Source organism: Marinomonas posidonica (assembly GCF_043643765.1).
GTDB classification, from domain to species: Bacteria; Pseudomonadota; Gammaproteobacteria; order Pseudomonadales; family Marinomonadaceae; genus Marinomonas; species Marinomonas posidonica_A.
In genome coordinates, this window is the sequence record NZ_JBHZSP010000005.1 from 171,186 (window position 1) to 187,344 (window position 16,159).

Genomic DNA, 16,159 nt, shown 5'->3' on the forward strand with positions numbered 1-16,159 from the left:
AGCTTGTGCTGTACTTTTTTGAGTTGTATTGGTTTTTGTGTCGTGTGAGTGGTCGTGAACTTGCTTGTGAGGTGGTTGTTTGCTTTTGCTAAGCTATGTGTCGTTTAGTGCGATTTAATGCTGTGCTGAGCTCTGTAGTGTTCTGAGCTTGCTGTATATCAAGAGGTGATTTTATTGACTTAAATTATTGTGAGCTGTTGTTTGTATTAAATGGATGTTGCTTGGATAATATTTGTTTTGTGGCTTTGAGTCGTATCTAAGATATTGAGGAATTTTTTATATAAGAAACAAGATGTTATCTTGTAAAAAGAGAAATGGTGGAGGGAGGTGGATTCGAACCACCGAAACTTTCGTGGCAGATTTACAATCTGCTCCCTTTGGCCACTCGGGAACCCCTCCACAGCAGCGCGGCATATGATATATACCGCGCTCAGGGATGTAAACTGTTTTTTAAGATTTATTTAACAATTTTTCCAGTTTGGCCTTCATTCGATCTTCAGGTGATAGATTGTCGTATTGACTGTCTGCCTTTGGAGCAACTTTCTTAGGCTTTTTATTGGTTTGGCTTTTTGTGTTTGCTTTGGCCTTATTGGGGCGTGGCGCTTTGTCTTTGTTCGGACGATTTGTTGTCGCCTTTGGTTTACGCGGCATCATAGATTCTGGTAGGGCTGGTTCGTCGTTTACGGCGACCCCTTCTAAATCAATGCGAGGCTGGCCAGACAAAAGGCATTTCTTATATCTGTCTGAGCGTGTGTAGGCGGCAAGCGCGCGTTTTTGTTTGCTGGCGTTAAAGTCATCATCTAAAACCATATCTTGGTCTATGCCTACTTTCAGAGGCTTAGGTTGGTTCCAGTTGAAGGCTTTCGGATAGCGGTCTTCCAACATCTTAATAAGACGACGGTTATTTTTTTGATTGCGCTGACGTCTTCGTTGCTCCGCTGTCATAGTGGCTTCCTGTTGAGTAGGCGTGTCACTTGGCGTCGTATTGACATCAGTTTGCTTATCTTCTTCCGCTAGCTTACTAGGCTCTGATTGTTGTGTAGTCATGTAATTCGTCTGTTCAGTTGTCGTATTGGTGGTGTTAGTTTCAACACCTTCGTACAGTAAGTCAAAGTTGAGTTGTTGCTCAACTACTGGACTTGCTTTTGGTTGTGGGGCCGCTGCTGTGGTTTTGGTTTCCAGAAGGTCTAATGAGTCTGCAATATAAAATTGCAGACGATCTTCGGTGGAGCGACTTTCCATTTGTGTTAGTAAGTCCATTGAGGCGTTGTGCTCAGTGGTACTTGGTTTGCCATCCTTTAGCTGTTGTATCTCCTCGTTAGCATCTTCTAGCTGTTTTGTCAGCCAGTCAATCCTTGCTTCGAGTTGGGCAATTAAATGTTCCATAAACACGAGGCTCAGTTTTGTATTGGGCTTAATGGAATGCTTCGGGTACTACTGGTACCAAGCATTTCTTTTTTTTGTGTTTCATTTGGCAAGGTGATGGTAATACCTTCGTTGCTTTGCCACCAAATGTAGGTTGTTGTTATCAAAAAGCCTGCAATGATAAATGGTGCAAATTTCATCTTGTTTAAAACGTTAATCCTGCGCCAACCATAATGTGTTTGTCATAGGTTTCGTCATCGCTGTTAAGTATTTTAATGAATACATCGACACGGGATACGTCAGACGTGGCGATACGAAAGCCGGCTTCTGGGTAGAATACGGTCTCATCTAGAAACGATATGCCACCTCCAATATAGGACCACATAGGCAACCCAGGGAAAATCTGTAATGCTGGACTAGCACTGTAAAAGCGCGTGCCTAAATGAATGGCACTTTCAAATGTTTCGCCTAAAACGAATGTAAAGCCACCATGAAAAGAAATGTTTTCAGGTGTAGTGAATTCCATCCCAGCATTTAAGATGGAGGTGACATTGTCTTTTCCATCTCGGCCATCTGGGCGAGCAGCAGCAGACTCAAAGGTGATTAAGCTAGCAATTTGACCGCCTTGGTCATTAGCATAAGTATGAGCACTGACTAACATCAGTGCTGCTAGTAGTAAGGATCTCATTGTTTATTGTCCATTTGATTTAATCGGCTCAGCATTTGAGAGAGCGAACTTTCCCAATTTGATTGCTGTTCTTTGGTTTGGTCTAGCGTGTTTTGTAGTTCGGATTTTTCTTCATTGAGCTCATAATTTTGCATTTCTAAGTCGCCAATACGCTTGCGTAGAGAGCTGATTTCTTCAACCGCTTCGTTAATGCGTTGTTCTAAGTGATGAAGTAGTTCGTTGTTCATAATCAAATCCTAAAAAAATAAGTGTAATCGCTGATGTTGAGCGTGTGTTTTAAAGAGAGTCAGTTTACCAAGCAATGACAACATCTTGCTGCTGGACATTCAATATGTGTGAGTCAACAACAAGTTCGCCTACCGAAAAATTAGGTTGTACTTGTTTGATTGTAACACTGATATTGGCATTGTTCAGCTGAGTCTGAGCGGACTGTAGCTGATTAAATACTTCGTAACGACGATATACGTTAAATTTATCTCCTACTTTAATCCCCGCGATGGACCCTGCTGCAATGTGGATGCGATTGCCTTCTGTGCGAAATATATTGGCAATGAAGGGTTGGCAACGCAACTGTTCGCTAGTATCTATAGCACTTTGTTTTAGTGCTTGCTGAACCACTTTGCCATAATTTATGGTCCAAAATTTTGCGCTACCAAAACCAACGCGCTGATTATCTGCTATATCCCAATGACCTATTTCATTGTATCTGTGCTCAAACAATAAGGCGCCACTGAAACCGTCGTATAAATAGATATCGACCACAAAGTTTCTTTCTTTATTTTCAGCAGCTAAGGGGGGGGTGATGGTTTTGTTGTTGGGATGTCGTTGGTAAAGCTCGCCAATGTCGCGAATAACTCCACTGATGATGTATTGCACGCCAAGTCGCTCGCTGATGCGAGTGACATTGGTAAGAGAGCCATCGTAATTGGTGGAAGAGGGGGCATTAATTAAGTCCGGGTAAATCGAAATGTTAGTGGCGGTTAATGCTTTTAAATACCCTTGTTTATTGATTTCGTCTGCTAGGTTCTTGGGCAGTTCTCGGGAAATGTTATTAATTGCGCCAAGTTGAGCTTGTTGCGGAATTTGTAGATCAAAGCCGGTTACCCCAACTGTTTTCCGATAATAGCTTGTTGGTCCAGTACTGCATTGAGAGTCTGGGGTGACATCGATACGCGCAATAACTTTTAAAAAGTTGCCGGTTTGCTCCTCTGAAATGATTTTAGCTCGTTGAACATGGCTTGAACTACGAATAGCGATGCTCGAATTTACTTCACCATTGGTCATTTCATCTTTTACATTTACCCGTGAACCAGATTCTAGCACCGCTTGCTTTATAGCCTGTTCTGTTGCTCGATAGCGTGCATCTGCTATGTCGTTATTATAGATGACGGCTTCGCCAACAGCGTCAATGGTGACAGCAAACGTTGCATTAGATAAAACTAATAACACAAGGCTTAAAAATCGTTTGTTGAGTCGCAATGTCATCACTCAATGCTGTAAAAGTTAGTTGTCGGTGTTGCACTTTGTACGTTGACGGCACGGTAACCTGGTTGAATCTGGCAATTAGGGTCGTTGGCAATACCATGACCATGAGCGGCTGAAATACATTGGCGGAAGTTTTCTTGCAGTGCCATTTCAACAACGGTTTCGAAAGTGCCATCTTCGTGTTCTCTTTGAGACACGACTTTTGCGCCGACTAAATAAGCATCAACATATGTGCGTAATTCGTCATTCTGAATGACCATATTGCTTAAAGAACTTGAACCATCGATTTTTAAACCGTAAACACGTTCAGAAAGGTTGCGGTAAGCATCTAACATAGAGCTGCGTAAGGTCATGATGCGAGCTTGTGATTTGGTTAATCGCTTGTTGGTTGTCAAAGCCGCATAACCCGTAGCGGTTACTATGATAGGTTCTTGTTTGATGACGGCGATCGTATTGTTTGCATTGATGGCACCTGTATGACCATAGTTTAAAGCGCCGCCAGAGGGACCAACCTGATTACCGTTACAGGGTGCCACAGAAGTACAGGTGCCTGTTCCAGCAGTACTGGTTTGGCTTAGGCTTTGGCAACCTGCTAGTAGGATTGCCCCTGTTGCAATCAAAAGAATGCGAATTACGTGTGTCATGGTGGTGCCCTTTGTGTAGTAGTCTCTACTTTTTCTTGTCGGCAAGTGTCAGAGTTTCTTCACTTTTACCTTGTCGGTTTGAAATGAATCCTTGCATTCGCAGTGACGAAGGTTCGCTTCCTGTTCAAGACATTCTGTCTCATGGATAAAATGTAAACTATTTTACGTGTTAGCGTCTATTTTTACAGTCTCAAATCGACGATTTTCTTTGTTTTATATGGCAAAAATAACAACTTAGCAGTTGGTTGACGTTTTTCGACTGGTATTTTTACGGTTATTTTTTGATTCTATCAGGTCTCGTAGGCTTGATCATAGTATTTACATTGCGTTGTTTGAGGGTGCTTTGCTGTGTATACTGTTTTTATATACAGTATTTTGTGATTTCTATCATGACACTAGCAGAACGTAAAATTATACACATTGATGCAGACTGTTTTTATGCGGCCATTGAGATGCGCGATAACCCGGCCTTGAGGGATCGACCTTTGGCTATTGGCGGTTCGTCTGAGCGTCGTAGCGTGTTATCCACTGCCAATTATTCTGCTCGTTCCTATGGTGTTCGATCGGCGATGCCTGTGGCTGTCGCGAAACGTTTGTGTCCTGATTTACTCATCCTACCTGGGTGTATGGAAAAGTATCGTCTTGCCTCTCAGCAAATGCATGGCATTTTTAAACAATATACTCACCTTATTGAACCTTTGTCTTTGGACGAAGCTTATTTGGATGTGACTCAGTCAACACAGTGCCAAGGCAGTGCGACCCTTATGGCTGATCGTATCCGTCGACAAATTCTATCGACGGTTGGAATCACAGTATCAGCTGGCATTGCTACGAATAAATTTATTGCCAAAGTGGCTAGTGATTGGAATAAGCCTGATGGTCTTACACTTGTGACACCTGAGCAACAAGCGGATTTTGTTGCGGCCATTCCTGTTAAATGCATTTTTGGGATTGGTAAAGTGGCTCAGCAAAAACTGGCTGAACTTGGGGTGTATTACTGTGCAGATCTTCAAAAGGTGGAATTTTCGGTATTGCAAAAACGTTTTGGTAGTATGGCGTTTCGTTTGTCTCAATTAGCGTTAGGCATCGATGAACGTCCTGTACAAACGTCGAGAGAGCGAAAAAGTATCTCTGTTGAACATACTTTTGCGGAGGATTTAACCGGCATTGAACCTTGTTTGAACGTCTTGCCTAAACTGATTGACGCATTGCAAAAGCGTATGGCCGGGCGAGGATATGAAGCACGTTTGAGTAAGTATTACTTAAAACTCAAGTTTGATGATTTTAAACAAACCACAATAGAGCAACCGATCCAAAAAAAACTGTCTACAGCGGTTTTTGCTGAGCTATTGCAGCAAGCTCACTCCCGCTCCAAGCGGCCTGTGCGTTTGATTGGCGTTGGCTATCGTTTATCTAATGTGATGTCTTCGCAATTATTATTGCCTTTTTAATTTTTGTGTAAATTTTGTACAGTCCTGACTATCTCTGTCTATACTTTAAGGCCAACGGTATGGAGGTGTTTATTATGTTAGAGCAGCAGACAAAATCTCATGTGATTCATTCCAGCTTGCCTGATCCTTTATCCCAACGTTTGAGATTCGAAGTTGAGCAAACATTACATGCATTGTATGCCGATGTGTCCTTAATTGATCAGATTGATCGTTTGTATTTGCCTTTTGCGAGTTGGTTAAGTAACAAAGTGGGTCGTCGAGAAGGGCCTATGATAGTGGGACTTGGCGGTGCACAGGGTTGCGGTAAAACCACTTTTGCGAGCATTGTCAGTCGGATTTTGGTGAAAGGGTTTGATTTGAATGCGGTGGTGATCAGTTTGGACGATTTGTACAGTACCCGTCACGATCGATTGAATTTTGCCAGTCAGACTACATCGTTATTTTCCGTGCGCGGAGTACCGGGGACGCACGATGTCACCTTGGCGATGAACCTATTTCAGCGCGCGAGGCAATTAAAAGATGGTGAAGTGATGATGTTTCCATGCTTCGATAAGTCCATTGATGAAAGAAAACCTGTACACCTATGGAAAGAGGTTCGGGGACCGATTGATGTGATTTTATTTGAAGGTTGGTGTGTCGGTGCGCCCGAGATGATGGGGGATCTGCATTCCCCACTGAATGCCCTAGAACGTGATAGAGATGAGCAGGAGGTTTGGCGACAGTCTGTGAATGAGTTATTAAAAAATGACTATCGCGAATTATTTTCCATGTTGGACTTAATGGTTTGGATGCAGGCGCCAAATTATGACATCGTCTATGAATGGCGCAATAAGCAAGAACGGCTATTGGAGGCGCACTTGCATGATATTCATGGTGTACTTTTAGATACCTTAGATTTAAAAGTCATGTCGCCAGAAGAGTTAAAAGGTTTTATGCAATATTATGAGCGCCTTACTCGCCATATGTTGGCGGTGATGCCAGGGCGAGCAGATGTGCTGATGCGTCTGGATGAAAATCAAGGTGTGCAAGAAGTTCGGTATCCAACTGAACACTAAAAAATGCCTTAATCAGCACGATAAGAGCATCAATATGATAGGCTATAGCGATTCGCGATAGCCTATTTTTTTGGTCGAGATGTTTGAACCATTTTTTACATTTAACATTTTATGATGCTTTTTGGGAGAGTTTAAAGAATGACAGATTTGCTGCCAGTTGTAGAAGTAGAAACTGCCGCTAAACCGGATGCTGCGGTAATTTGGTTGCATGGATTGGGGGCGGATGGTCATGATTTTGAAGCCTTGGTGCCCGCTTTGTCTTTGCAAGACGGTTTGGCGGTACGATTTGTGTTTCCTCATGCGCCACAACGCCCTGTGACCATTAATGGCGGTATGCCAATGCGTGCTTGGTATGATATTTTGGAAATGACGTTGGAGCGCAAAGTCGACATGGCGAATATTCAAGAGTCTGCGCAGCAAGTCGAAGACCTCATTGAAGATCAAATGAGTAAAGGGATCTCTGCTGAGCGCATTATTTTGGCTGGTTTTTCACAAGGCGGCGTCATTGCATATCAGGTGGGGCTTCACACGCCTCATGTACTTGGTGGTGTAATGGCTTTGTCTACCTATTTAGTGAACAGTGATAAGGTGTCTCAGGCTGAGTTTTGTCCCAATGGAAACACCTCATTTTTAATTCATCATGGCTCTCAGGATCCAGTCGTTGCACCGACTTTGGGGGCACAAGCGCAAGCTAACTTAATGTCTAAAGGCTATTCTGTTACTTATCAAACCTATGATATGCCTCATGCAGTTTGCCCAGATCAGGTGCAAGACATTTCAGCTTGGCTTAATGCGCAGTTAGGATAAAAGTGGAAGGAAGTGGTATGTCGTCTGAATATGAACAATGGTTGGATTTTGCCAAACTGTTAGCTCAAGACGCGGGCAAGCTCATCGTTGAGGCTCGTGAAACGGCGATGTTTGATCGTAACTATAAGTTACATCATGAATTGGTAACTTCGACAGACATCGCGGTGGATACTTTTATATGTGAAAAAATTGCCGCGGCCTTTCCACAACATAAAATTCTTTCAGAAGAGTCTTTTCCTGAGCTTGATGTTGATAACTTGATCGAGGATGTGCCTGTTTGGGTGATTGATCCGATTGATGGTACGGTCAATTTTGCTCATGGTCATCATCATGTGGCAGTTTCAATTGGTCTATTTATCGGTACGGTGCGTATTTTAGGCGTGGTTCATGCGCCGTTTTTAGCGGAGTGTTATTTCGCTTTACGAGGAAGTGGGGCGTATTGTAATGATCAGAGAATTACTGTGTCAGGAGCCTCAACGCTTCGTAATGCCTTAGTGGCGACAGGTTTTCCATATCAAAAAACATCATTGCCAAGTTTGATTGAGCGTTTAAGCCGAGTGCTTCATGCGTGTCAGGATGTCAGGCGAAATGGGTCCGCAGCATTGGATTTGTGCTGGGTGGCGGTGGGTCGATTAGATGCTTATTACGAGACAGTGAAGCCTTGGGATATGGCGGCTGGTGCTTTAATTGCGGAAGAAGCTGGCGCTCAGTTGGGCTATTTTTCTGTGGCTCAGGTGGCTTGGCCTGAGGCCGTGAATGGTGAAGGGTTGTTGGTGGCGACGCCTGATTTGTATGATGATTTAAAGGCGTTACTTTAACCAGTAAGCGACAAGAGTTTGGTGGAATGTTACCCAGTTGTGTTTGGATTGACATAATTGGGTGTTTTATTTGAATAAATTGAGTTTAAAGGTTCTGTATGTCTCTTACCGTATTTTTTTTAGTGTTATTCGCTTGTGTTGTTGTAATGGGCGTTTCGCTTTGGTTTATTCGCCTACAATTACAGGCCAATCGATTGAGAGTGGAGCGTATTCAGGCGGGTGAGGCGCGTTATCAAGAAGAGCGTCAGAAAGCTGTGGATAGTATTCGAGTCTTGTTGAAAGTGGCGGGTACGGATGAAGTGAATTGGATTGAGGCAAGTATTCGAATTAAAAATTTATTAGATAGACTGAGTATTGATTTATCGGAGCATGAAGACATTTCGGTCTTTTATCTAGTCACTGAGAAAACCGAACATATTCCAACCCATGAACAATGGCGATCTTTGCCGAAACAAGCTAAACATAAATTTCAAAAAGAAATGGATGGTTATGAGAGAGTTCATTTGGATGACCTTAAAAAGGCCAAAGCATCATTGTTAGCGTTTGATTTTTCGGAATGATATTAGAGCTCTTGATTTCTGCGTTTGTTTTCTTTGTTTTATTGATGGGCTTGATGATGTTCTTTGTTCGTCATCAGTCTAAATTGCCTTATTACAGACAAAGTCAGGCGGATTGTGTCGCTATGTTAGAAAAAGCGCTTGCCGGAAATCTACCTGAGTTTGAGTGGTATGCTTTTATTGGTTTGAGTATCCGTGATAACGAAAGCTTAGACACTCTTCGGGAGCGATGTTGCTGGATTGATGAATTCGAAACGAAAGGAACTCAGCTGGTAAATGGTCGCCTTTGTGTATCTTTTAGTAACAAAGGGCGGAAAGAATTAGAAAAATTGTTGGATGAGTGGCAGCATAAAGCAGATTATTTGATCTGATGTAATTTTTAAGGATAGGGTTTGGGATTATGAATGATATACAGGCGGTATTTGATCAGGGTGCTGAGTGGATGCCTTGGGTGATGGACAGTGCGCTTAATCTAGCCGTTGGCTTGGTTATTTTCTTTGTGGGTAAATTTATTGCGGCAAAGATTTCAGGTTGGTGTGAAAAGCGTTTACTGAAATCTTCCGTGGATAAAGCTGTTGCCGGTTTTGCCTCAAGCATTTTATATGCCTTGATGTTTGCTGGTGTTGTATTGATGGCGTTGGGGCAAATTGGGGTAGAGACGACCTCTTTTATCGCTATCCTAGGTGCTGCAGGTCTGGCTGTTGGTTTGGCTTTGCAAGGTTCTCTATCTAACTTTGCGTCTGGTGTGTTGATTATTCTATTGCGCCCATTCCGTTCAGGTGATTTTGTGGACGCGGGCGGTCAAATGGGAACGGTGAATCGTATCGAGTTGTTCCATACGCATCTAACCACACCGGATAATCGTGTCATTATTGTACCTAATTCGGCGATAATGAACGGTGCTATCGTGAACTTTTCTCGTGAATCGACTCGTCGTTTAGATCTCGTGGTTGGTATTAGCTATGATGCGGACATTCGTTTGGCAAAGCAGATTATGGAAGAGCTTGTCGAAGCTGATGAGCGCATTCTGAAAGACCCTGCTTGTGTGATTGCCGTCGCGGAATTGGCAGACAGTTCCGTAAACTTTAATTTACGTCCTTGGGTGGCGTCTGCAGATTATTGGAATGTGAGAGCCGATCTGCTAGAGAAGATTAAATATGCCTTTGATGAGAAAGGGGTTGGTATTCCATATCCACAAATGGATGTGCATGTTCACAAACAAGAATCTTAATTTTTTTACTTATTAAGATTAGAATGCCGCTAAGTATTGTTACTTAGCGGCATTTTTTATGGCCGCTGTTATTCATTTGAGGCTTTTACATGAGTCGTTATCGACCTCCTGCACCACCTAAATCGAATTATATTACCTATGAGGGCTCGCAAATATTATTAGCGGAGCTCAAATATCTATGGAAAGAAAAACGCCCCGCCGTCACGGAATCGGTTCGTGAAGCCGCAGCTCAAGGGGATAGGTCGGAAAATGCAGAATATATATACGGAAAGAAGCAGCTGCGTGAAATTGATCGTCGAGTACGTTATTTAGAAAAGCGTTTGGATCATTGTAAAGTGGTTGATCGCATTCCAGATGATCAGAGCAAGGTGTTCTTCGGGGCTTGGGTCACTTTAGAGGATGAGGTCGGGAAACAAGAGTGTTTTCGTATTGTCGGGCCTGATGAGTTGGATCATCAAGCCGATTACATCAGCATGGACTCGCCAGTGGCAAAGGCTTTGCTGAAAAAAGAAGAGGGTGATGAGGTCATGATTCGTCGGGCTCAAGGGGAAAAACTCTACTTCATTGAGTGTGTTGAATATCGTCCGGTCAATTTATGACGATTTTGTACGGCATGGCGCAGTGGCAGCATCCGGCTTGGATCGATTGGCTGTATTCGTCTGCGGTGCCTAGTGGTGAGCGGCTGGCAGAGTATGCCAACGTTTTTTCCTCGGTGGAGGTGGGCAGTACCTTTTACGCACCAGTAGCGGATGAGCAATTAATGCGCTGGTACCGACAGGTTGACGCGGAGTTTCGCTTTTGTTTTAAAGTCCCACAACAGATTTCGCATGCATCAGCGCAACGCTCATGGCAAGAAGTGCGCGATGATTGGTTGGCTTTTCAGCAAACATTAACACCGCTTACTGCTAAGTTAGGGCCTACTATGTTGCAACTTCCTGGTCGATTGGCAGGGGAGCGTTTGCCTTATATTTTGGCCTTAATGGATGAGTGGCAATTGAGCACACCCTTGAGTGTTGAGGTTCGCCATTTGGATTTTTTTGATAAGGGTGAGTGCGAAACGGATTTTTTGAAGGCGTTGTCTGAACGTCAAGTTGATCGAGTTGTCATGGATTCTCGCCCTGTGTTTTCAACGCCTGCCTACAATGACAGTCTGCTGGATGCTCAACAAAAGAAGCCAAGAGTACCTTGTCACCCCGTTGCGACGGCAGCCACTCCCATCGTTCGCTATATTGGTCACCCTAATCTGCCGCGTAATCATGTTTGGCTGGATCAGTGGGCGGTCAAAATAAAGCAATGGTTAGAGCAGGGGTTAAGCCCTATTGTTTTTGTGCATTCTTCCGACAATATTGCGGCGCCAACATTGGCGTCTTGGTTGGATGATAAGCTAGTGGCTAATGGTGCTTTGTCTTCTAAGCAGCTAATTTTGCCTGATACGTTAGAGCAAATGAGCTTGATTTAGTTGTTCATGCTGTAATAGACACAAAGGAAGTTTTATGTATTCGTTAGTATTTTATGTTCCAGCAACTCATCTTGAGGCGGTAAAGAGTGCGGTTTTTGCTGCTGGTGCTGGTCGAATGGGAAATTATGAGGCGTGTTGCTGGCAGGTGCTTGGACAAGGGCAGTTCTGTCCCCAAGATGGCGCTCAACCTTTTCTTGGTGACGTGGGTGAAGCGGAGCAGGTTGAAGAGTATCGAGTAGAGATGGTGCTTTTGGAACAGTGTAAGGAGGCGGTTATTGCCGCTTTGCGTTTAGCTCACCCCTATGAAGAAGTGGCTTATCATTTAATTAGAGTTGAATCTTAAGGTGTTTGTTTAATCTGGTACAGAGTTAAACAGAATGACGTCTTCGTGAAAACCATATTGTCCTTTTTGGTGGTCTTCAATAAAGAACTCAAGTGTTTTCGTGACACTACTAAAGGCTAATTCCTCCCATGGAATGTCTTTCAAGTCGAAGAGTGCGACTTCAGAGCTTTCTTCGGTTGGGTGAAAGTCGTCTTTTTCCAATTTAGCAATATAAAAAAGGTGCACTTGATTAATTCTTGGGATACTGATCATGCTAAAGGCTTGCTGGCATTTGGCTACCGAGCCGGACTCTTCTAATGTCTCGCGAAGAGCGCCTTCACTGGTGGTTTCTTGATTTTCCATGAAGCCAGCAGGTAGGGTCCAAAACCCAAACTGTGGTTCTATGTTACGACGACATAGGAGGATCTTGTCTTGATAGAGTGGAATCGTGCCAGTGATTAGTCTTGGGTTGTCATAATCGATATGAGCGCAATGCGGACAGACTGCTCGTGTGCGGTTATCACCTGGTGGGATGGTCATCTCAACTTGGTGACCACATTTAGGGCAGTATCTCATGACGTATCCTTTACCGCTTTAACTGAAGTTTGGCGAATTTCACAACCTTGTCTTCAATTTCTTGGATTTCAATTTGGTAGTGGTCTACCCAAAGACTGATCGGGTGCTCAGGGATAAACTCAAGTGTTTCAATGATCAAACCGTTTAGGGTTTTTGGTCCATCGGTCGGCAAGTGCCAATCTAGTGCTTTGTTGATTTCTCGAATGTGAGTTGATCCTTCGATACGGAAGGCGCCATCATCCAGTGTTTGAATCTCTTCTTCTTCGTCTTGGGTTGGTGGGGTGAACTCGCCAACAATTTCTTCAAGAACGTCTTCTAATGCTGCTATGCCTTGAACGTCACCGTATTCGTCGACCACAATACCCATCTGTTGATGGTCTTTCTGGAAGTTTAGAAGCACTGTGTTGAGTGAAGTGCTTTCTGGGATAAAGTAGGGTTCAACCGTCGCTTTAAGTAATGCGGCTTTGGATGGTGTTGGATCACGTAAAAATATGGCTGCATGACGAGCGTGTAAAATACCAATGACTTTATTAATTTCGCCATTGTAGACGGGCATGCGAGTGTGGCGTGTTTGACAGATTTGCTCAATAATCTCTTCGATAGAGTCTTCAATATCGATGCCAACAACGTCATTTCGCGGAATCATGATGTCTTCCACAGAGACTTTTTCTAAATCTAGGATGGAGATCAGCATGTCTTGGTGGGCTGCTGGGATCAAACCACTGGCTTCATTTACGACCGTTCTGAGTTCTTCTGAATCTAGAGTGTCTTGATTGCTGTGATGAGCTTGCACCCCAAACAGACGTAATAATCCATTGGATAGAGTGTTGACGAGTAATACCAATGGGTAAAGTAATTTTAGGATAACAGCGAGTACCCATGAAAATGGGAAGGCTAATTTTTCTGGGTGTAAAGCCGCAAATGTTTTAGGTGTGACTTCAGCGAAGATAAGAATAACCAGGGTGAGTGCCGCTGTCGCAATGGCGACGCCAGCGTCTCCCCATAATCTTACCGCAATAATGGTGGCAATGGCGGAAGCGAGGATGTTTACAAAGTTATTGCCAATTAAAATAACGCCGATAAGACGATCCGGACGTTCAAGCAAAGAACTGACTTTGATCGCTGATTTATGTTTATTTTTCACAAGATGCTTTAGTCGGTACTTGTTTAAAGACAACATGCTTGTTTCTGAGCTTGAAAAGAAAGCAGAAAATAGAATGAGAAAAGCCAGTATTCCGCCGAGGATACTTAAGGGAACTTCGTTCAAAAAGGGAGCGCCTCAATAATTTAGATAGTGGAATTATTAGTTCTTACGAACCGACTGTCAAACATACTTTGTGAATTCGACCATTATTGCAACAGGATTTGTAATGCAATGCGGCTACCAAAGTAGCCTAGCATTAATAAGAAGAAGCCGCTAAGGGTTAATTTGACGGCCAATTGCCCGCGCCAGCCTGCTAAATGTCGACCAAGTAATAGTCCTGCGAACACGAACCAAGAGGCTATGGTGAAAAAGGTTTTATGTACTAGGTGTTGAGCAAACATATCTTCTATAAAGTAGAAGCCGGTCAGTATGGTAATGGTCAGTAAGATGAAAGCGGCCCAAATAAATTCAAACATCAGGCTTTCTAGTATCTGTAGTGGTGGGACGCGCAGTAGTTGTTTTAGTTTGTGATGTTTAAGCTGATATTCTTGCATTGCTAATAAAATACCCACGCCACAAGCGGTGGCGAAGAGACTGTAAGCGACAGAAGCAATTAAAATGTGGGCGCTTGTTCCCCAAGAGTTACTGTGAAGTTGTTTCAAATCCCAAGGTTCGATGGCATTGAGAGCTAAAATAATGGCGCTAAGAGGAAACGCTGTCCCGATTAGCAGGGATAAGTCTTTGTCTCTGTTGCTAAACCACAGCAAAGTATTGCCAATTAAGGCGATTAATAAGCCAATGGTAAGAAAATTGAAACCATCACGGTTAAGCAATAACTGCATTAGTGAAAAAGTATGTGTCGCAACGGCAAGCGCGCCAATCAGCTGTGTGAAGCGGTTGTGAGGACGAAAAAAGTAAACCGCACCAGCAATTAAACATGCGGTGAAAGCTAACCAAAGCGATATTTGAGTCATGAACTAGGATGTCCGCTTAGTAAAGGTATAGGGTGATAATCATTTATCCGTTATAATAAAACCAATTTCACCTTGGATAAACTGATAGTGTCAGTTTTTTTCCATTTTTGAGCCAAATTCGAGGGCAATATGTTCGACAGTTTATCAGAACGCTTAACCTCCTCCCTTGATCGAATTCGAGGAAGAGCTAAATTAACCGAAGACAACATTAAAGATGTGTTGCGTGAAGTGCGCATGGCCTTATTAGAAGCTGATGTGGCTCTTCCTGTTGTCAAAGACTTTATTGCGGCCGTAAAAGAACGCGCCGTTGGTACGGAAGTTTCAAAAAGCCTGAGTCCTGGGCAGGTTTTCTTAAAAATCGTTAAACAGGAACTGGAAGCGGTCATGGGGCAAGCCAATGATGGCTTGAATCTGCGTGTAGCGCGTCCAGCTGTCATCTTAATGGCGGGTTTGCAAGGGGCGGGTAAAACAACCTCGACGGCTAAACTGGCTAAGTATTTAAAAGAGCGTGAGAAAAAGTCTGTTTCTGTGGTCAGTGCTGATGTGTATCGTCCAGCAGCGATCAAACAGTTGGAAACACTGGCTAATGAAATTGATGTAGATTTCATTCCGAGTGATTTGTCACAAAAGCCAATCGACATTGTAAATAATGCGATTGATTACGCTAAGAAAGCCCATAAAGACGTTGTTATTGTCGATACCGCTGGTCGTTTAGCGATTGATGAAGACATGATGGCCGAGATTAAGTCGCTTCACGGGGCCATTAATCCAATTGAGACCTTATTTGTTGTGGATGCCATGACGGGTCAAGACGCGGCAAATACGGCTAAGGCGTTTGGGGATGTATTGCCACTGACCGGTGTCGTTTTGACGAAAACCGATGGTGATGCTCGCGGTGGTGCTGCGTTGTCTGTGCGTCATATTACCGGTAAGCCGATTAAGTTCTTGGGTGTTGGGGAGAAAACTGACGCTTTAGAGCCGTTCCATCCAGATCGTTTGGCATCTCGTATTCTAGGCATGGGCGATATGTTGTCCTTGATCGAGGAAGCTGAGCAAAAAATTGATAAAGACAAAGCTGAAAAGCTTGCTGGTAAATTAAAGAAAGGTAAGGGCTTTGACCTAGAAGACTTTAAAGAGCAGCTGCAGCAGATGAAAAACATGGGCGGGATGAGTTCCATGTTGGATAAGCTGCCAGGCATGGGGCAGTTAGGTAATATTCAAGATCAAGTTGATGACAAAATGTTTGTGCGTATGGAGGCTTTGATTAATTCCATGACGCCTGCGGAACGCCGCAATCCCGATGTGATTAATGGTTCTCGTAAAAAACGTATCTCCACTGGTGCGGGTTTGCAGATCCAGGATCTGAACCGATTATTGAAACAGCACAAACAAATGCAAAAGATGATGAAGAAGTTCAGTAGCAAGGGCGGCATGAAAAAAATGATGCGTGGACTGGGCGGTATGATGCCTGGTGGTCTTCCTGGCGGCGGCGGATTCCCTAAGCTATAACTATTTAGTTGTTTTTGCAGGCATTAGCAAAAAAAGTGCCGATTTTATTGAAAGGGCGAGCAATTCGCCCTTTC

At 43.5% G+C, this 16,159-nt stretch carries 20 protein-coding genes and 1 tRNA gene; 11 read left to right on the forward strand and 10 right to left on the reverse strand.

Translation table 11 applies throughout. From position 1 onward, the window contains the following. Positions 1-315 precede the first annotated feature (315 nt). The 7 genes from ACHUFM_RS07610 to ACHUFM_RS07640 form a co-directional block, all read right to left on the reverse strand. Positions 316-399, reverse strand: a tRNA-Tyr gene (locus ACHUFM_RS07610). A 51-nt stretch (positions 400-450) separates the two neighbouring features. Beyond that, positions 451-1,386: a ProQ/FINO family protein gene (locus ACHUFM_RS07615; protein WP_394181094.1), complete on the reverse strand. Its 936-nt coding sequence runs from the start codon at positions 1,384-1,386 to the stop codon at positions 451-453. Between the two features lie 11 nt (positions 1,387-1,397). After that, complete coding sequence (locus ACHUFM_RS07620) at positions 1,398-1,565, reverse strand: hypothetical protein (protein ID WP_394181096.1); 168 nt, start codon at positions 1,563-1,565, stop codon at positions 1,398-1,400. Between the two features lie 5 nt (positions 1,566-1,570). Beyond that, on the reverse strand, positions 1,571-2,053 hold the full coding sequence (locus ACHUFM_RS07625; RefSeq protein ID WP_394181098.1) for a hypothetical protein: 483 nt from the start codon (positions 2,051-2,053) through the stop codon (positions 1,571-1,573). Continuing rightward, positions 2,050-2,280 carry a cell division protein ZapB gene (locus ACHUFM_RS07630; protein ID WP_394181100.1) on the reverse strand — a complete coding sequence of 77 codons (231 nt, stop codon included), beginning with the start codon at positions 2,278-2,280 and terminating at the stop codon, positions 2,050-2,052. Before ACHUFM_RS07630 ends, ACHUFM_RS07625 begins: the two co-directional genes overlap by 4 nt. Positions 2,281-2,344: 64 nt before the next feature. After that, a complete protein-coding gene (locus ACHUFM_RS07635) occupies positions 2,345-3,502 on the reverse strand; it encodes a flagellar assembly protein T N-terminal domain-containing protein (protein ID WP_394181102.1) in 1,158 nt (385 codons plus the stop codon). Between the two features lie 35 nt (positions 3,503-3,537). Continuing rightward, the gene (locus ACHUFM_RS07640; protein WP_394181104.1) at positions 3,538-4,182 is read right to left on the reverse strand and encodes an LPP20 family lipoprotein; all 645 of its coding nucleotides are present in this window, start codon (positions 4,180-4,182) and stop codon (positions 3,538-3,540) included. A 389-nt stretch (positions 4,183-4,571) separates the two neighbouring features. Between ACHUFM_RS07640 and dinB the strand changes: the two genes are divergently transcribed. The 10 genes from dinB (at position 4,572) to ACHUFM_RS07690 (ending at position 11,903) form a co-directional block, all read left to right on the forward strand. Beyond that, positions 4,572-5,633, forward strand: coding sequence for a DNA polymerase IV (gene dinB / locus ACHUFM_RS07645; RefSeq protein WP_394181106.1), 1,062 nt, complete (start codon positions 4,572-4,574; stop codon positions 5,631-5,633). 74 nt (positions 5,634-5,707) lie between these two features. After that, the gene (locus ACHUFM_RS07650) at positions 5,708-6,688 is read left to right on the forward strand and encodes a hypothetical protein (protein WP_394181108.1); all 981 of its coding nucleotides are present in this window, start codon (positions 5,708-5,710) and stop codon (positions 6,686-6,688) included. A 138-nt stretch (positions 6,689-6,826) separates the two neighbouring features. Beyond that, complete coding sequence (locus tag ACHUFM_RS07655) at positions 6,827-7,495, forward strand: alpha/beta hydrolase (RefSeq protein ID WP_394181110.1); 669 nt, start codon at positions 6,827-6,829, stop codon at positions 7,493-7,495. A gap of 17 nt (positions 7,496-7,512) precedes the next feature. After that, positions 7,513-8,313, forward strand: a complete 801-nt coding sequence (locus ACHUFM_RS07660) for an inositol monophosphatase family protein (RefSeq protein ID WP_394181112.1) — start codon at positions 7,513-7,515, stop codon at positions 8,311-8,313. A gap of 98 nt (positions 8,314-8,411) precedes the next feature. After that, positions 8,412-8,873, forward strand: a complete 462-nt coding sequence (locus ACHUFM_RS07665; RefSeq protein WP_394181114.1) for a DUF2489 domain-containing protein — start codon at positions 8,412-8,414, stop codon at positions 8,871-8,873. Continuing rightward, positions 8,870-9,241 (forward strand): hypothetical protein, encoded by a 372-nt coding sequence (locus ACHUFM_RS07670; RefSeq protein WP_394181116.1) that lies wholly within the window; start codon positions 8,870-8,872, stop codon positions 9,239-9,241. Before ACHUFM_RS07665 ends, ACHUFM_RS07670 begins: the two co-directional genes overlap by 4 nt. A gap of 29 nt (positions 9,242-9,270) precedes the next feature. Then, on the forward strand, positions 9,271-10,101 hold the full coding sequence (locus ACHUFM_RS07675) for a mechanosensitive ion channel family protein (RefSeq protein WP_394181118.1): 831 nt from the start codon (positions 9,271-9,273) through the stop codon (positions 10,099-10,101). Positions 10,102-10,190: 89 nt separating this feature from the next. Continuing rightward, positions 10,191-10,700 (forward strand): transcription elongation factor GreB, encoded by a 510-nt coding sequence (gene greB / locus ACHUFM_RS07680; RefSeq protein ID WP_394181120.1) that lies wholly within the window; start codon positions 10,191-10,193, stop codon positions 10,698-10,700. Beyond that, on the forward strand, positions 10,697-11,560 hold the full coding sequence (locus ACHUFM_RS07685; protein WP_394181122.1) for a DUF72 domain-containing protein: 864 nt from the start codon (positions 10,697-10,699) through the stop codon (positions 11,558-11,560). The genes greB and ACHUFM_RS07685 overlap by 4 nt, the downstream gene beginning before the upstream one ends. 34 nt (positions 11,561-11,594) lie before the next feature. Then, positions 11,595-11,903: a YqfO family protein gene (locus ACHUFM_RS07690; RefSeq protein ID WP_394181124.1), complete on the forward strand. Its 309-nt coding sequence runs from the start codon at positions 11,595-11,597 to the stop codon at positions 11,901-11,903. 9 nt (positions 11,904-11,912) lie between these two features. On the opposite strand, the gene ACHUFM_RS07695 is transcribed toward ACHUFM_RS07690, so the two are convergent. The 3 genes from ACHUFM_RS07695 to ACHUFM_RS07705 form a co-directional block, all read right to left on the reverse strand. Next, the gene (locus tag ACHUFM_RS07695; RefSeq protein ID WP_394181126.1) at positions 11,913-12,458 is read right to left on the reverse strand and encodes an NUDIX hydrolase; all 546 of its coding nucleotides are present in this window, start codon (positions 12,456-12,458) and stop codon (positions 11,913-11,915) included. A 10-nt stretch (positions 12,459-12,468) separates the two neighbouring features. Beyond that, positions 12,469-13,725, reverse strand: a complete 1,257-nt coding sequence (locus ACHUFM_RS07700; RefSeq protein WP_394181128.1) for an HlyC/CorC family transporter — start codon at positions 13,723-13,725, stop codon at positions 12,469-12,471. 83 nt (positions 13,726-13,808) lie between these two features. Next, the gene (locus tag ACHUFM_RS07705) at positions 13,809-14,576 is read right to left on the reverse strand and encodes a cytochrome C assembly family protein (RefSeq protein WP_394181130.1); all 768 of its coding nucleotides are present in this window, start codon (positions 14,574-14,576) and stop codon (positions 13,809-13,811) included. Between the two features lie 129 nt (positions 14,577-14,705). Here ACHUFM_RS07705 and ffh point away from each other — a divergent pair, with 129 nt between their 5' ends. After that, positions 14,706-16,085, forward strand: coding sequence for a signal recognition particle protein (ffh, locus tag ACHUFM_RS07710; RefSeq protein ID WP_394181132.1), 1,380 nt, complete (start codon positions 14,706-14,708; stop codon positions 16,083-16,085). The last annotated feature ends 74 nt before the right edge of the window (positions 16,086-16,159 follow it).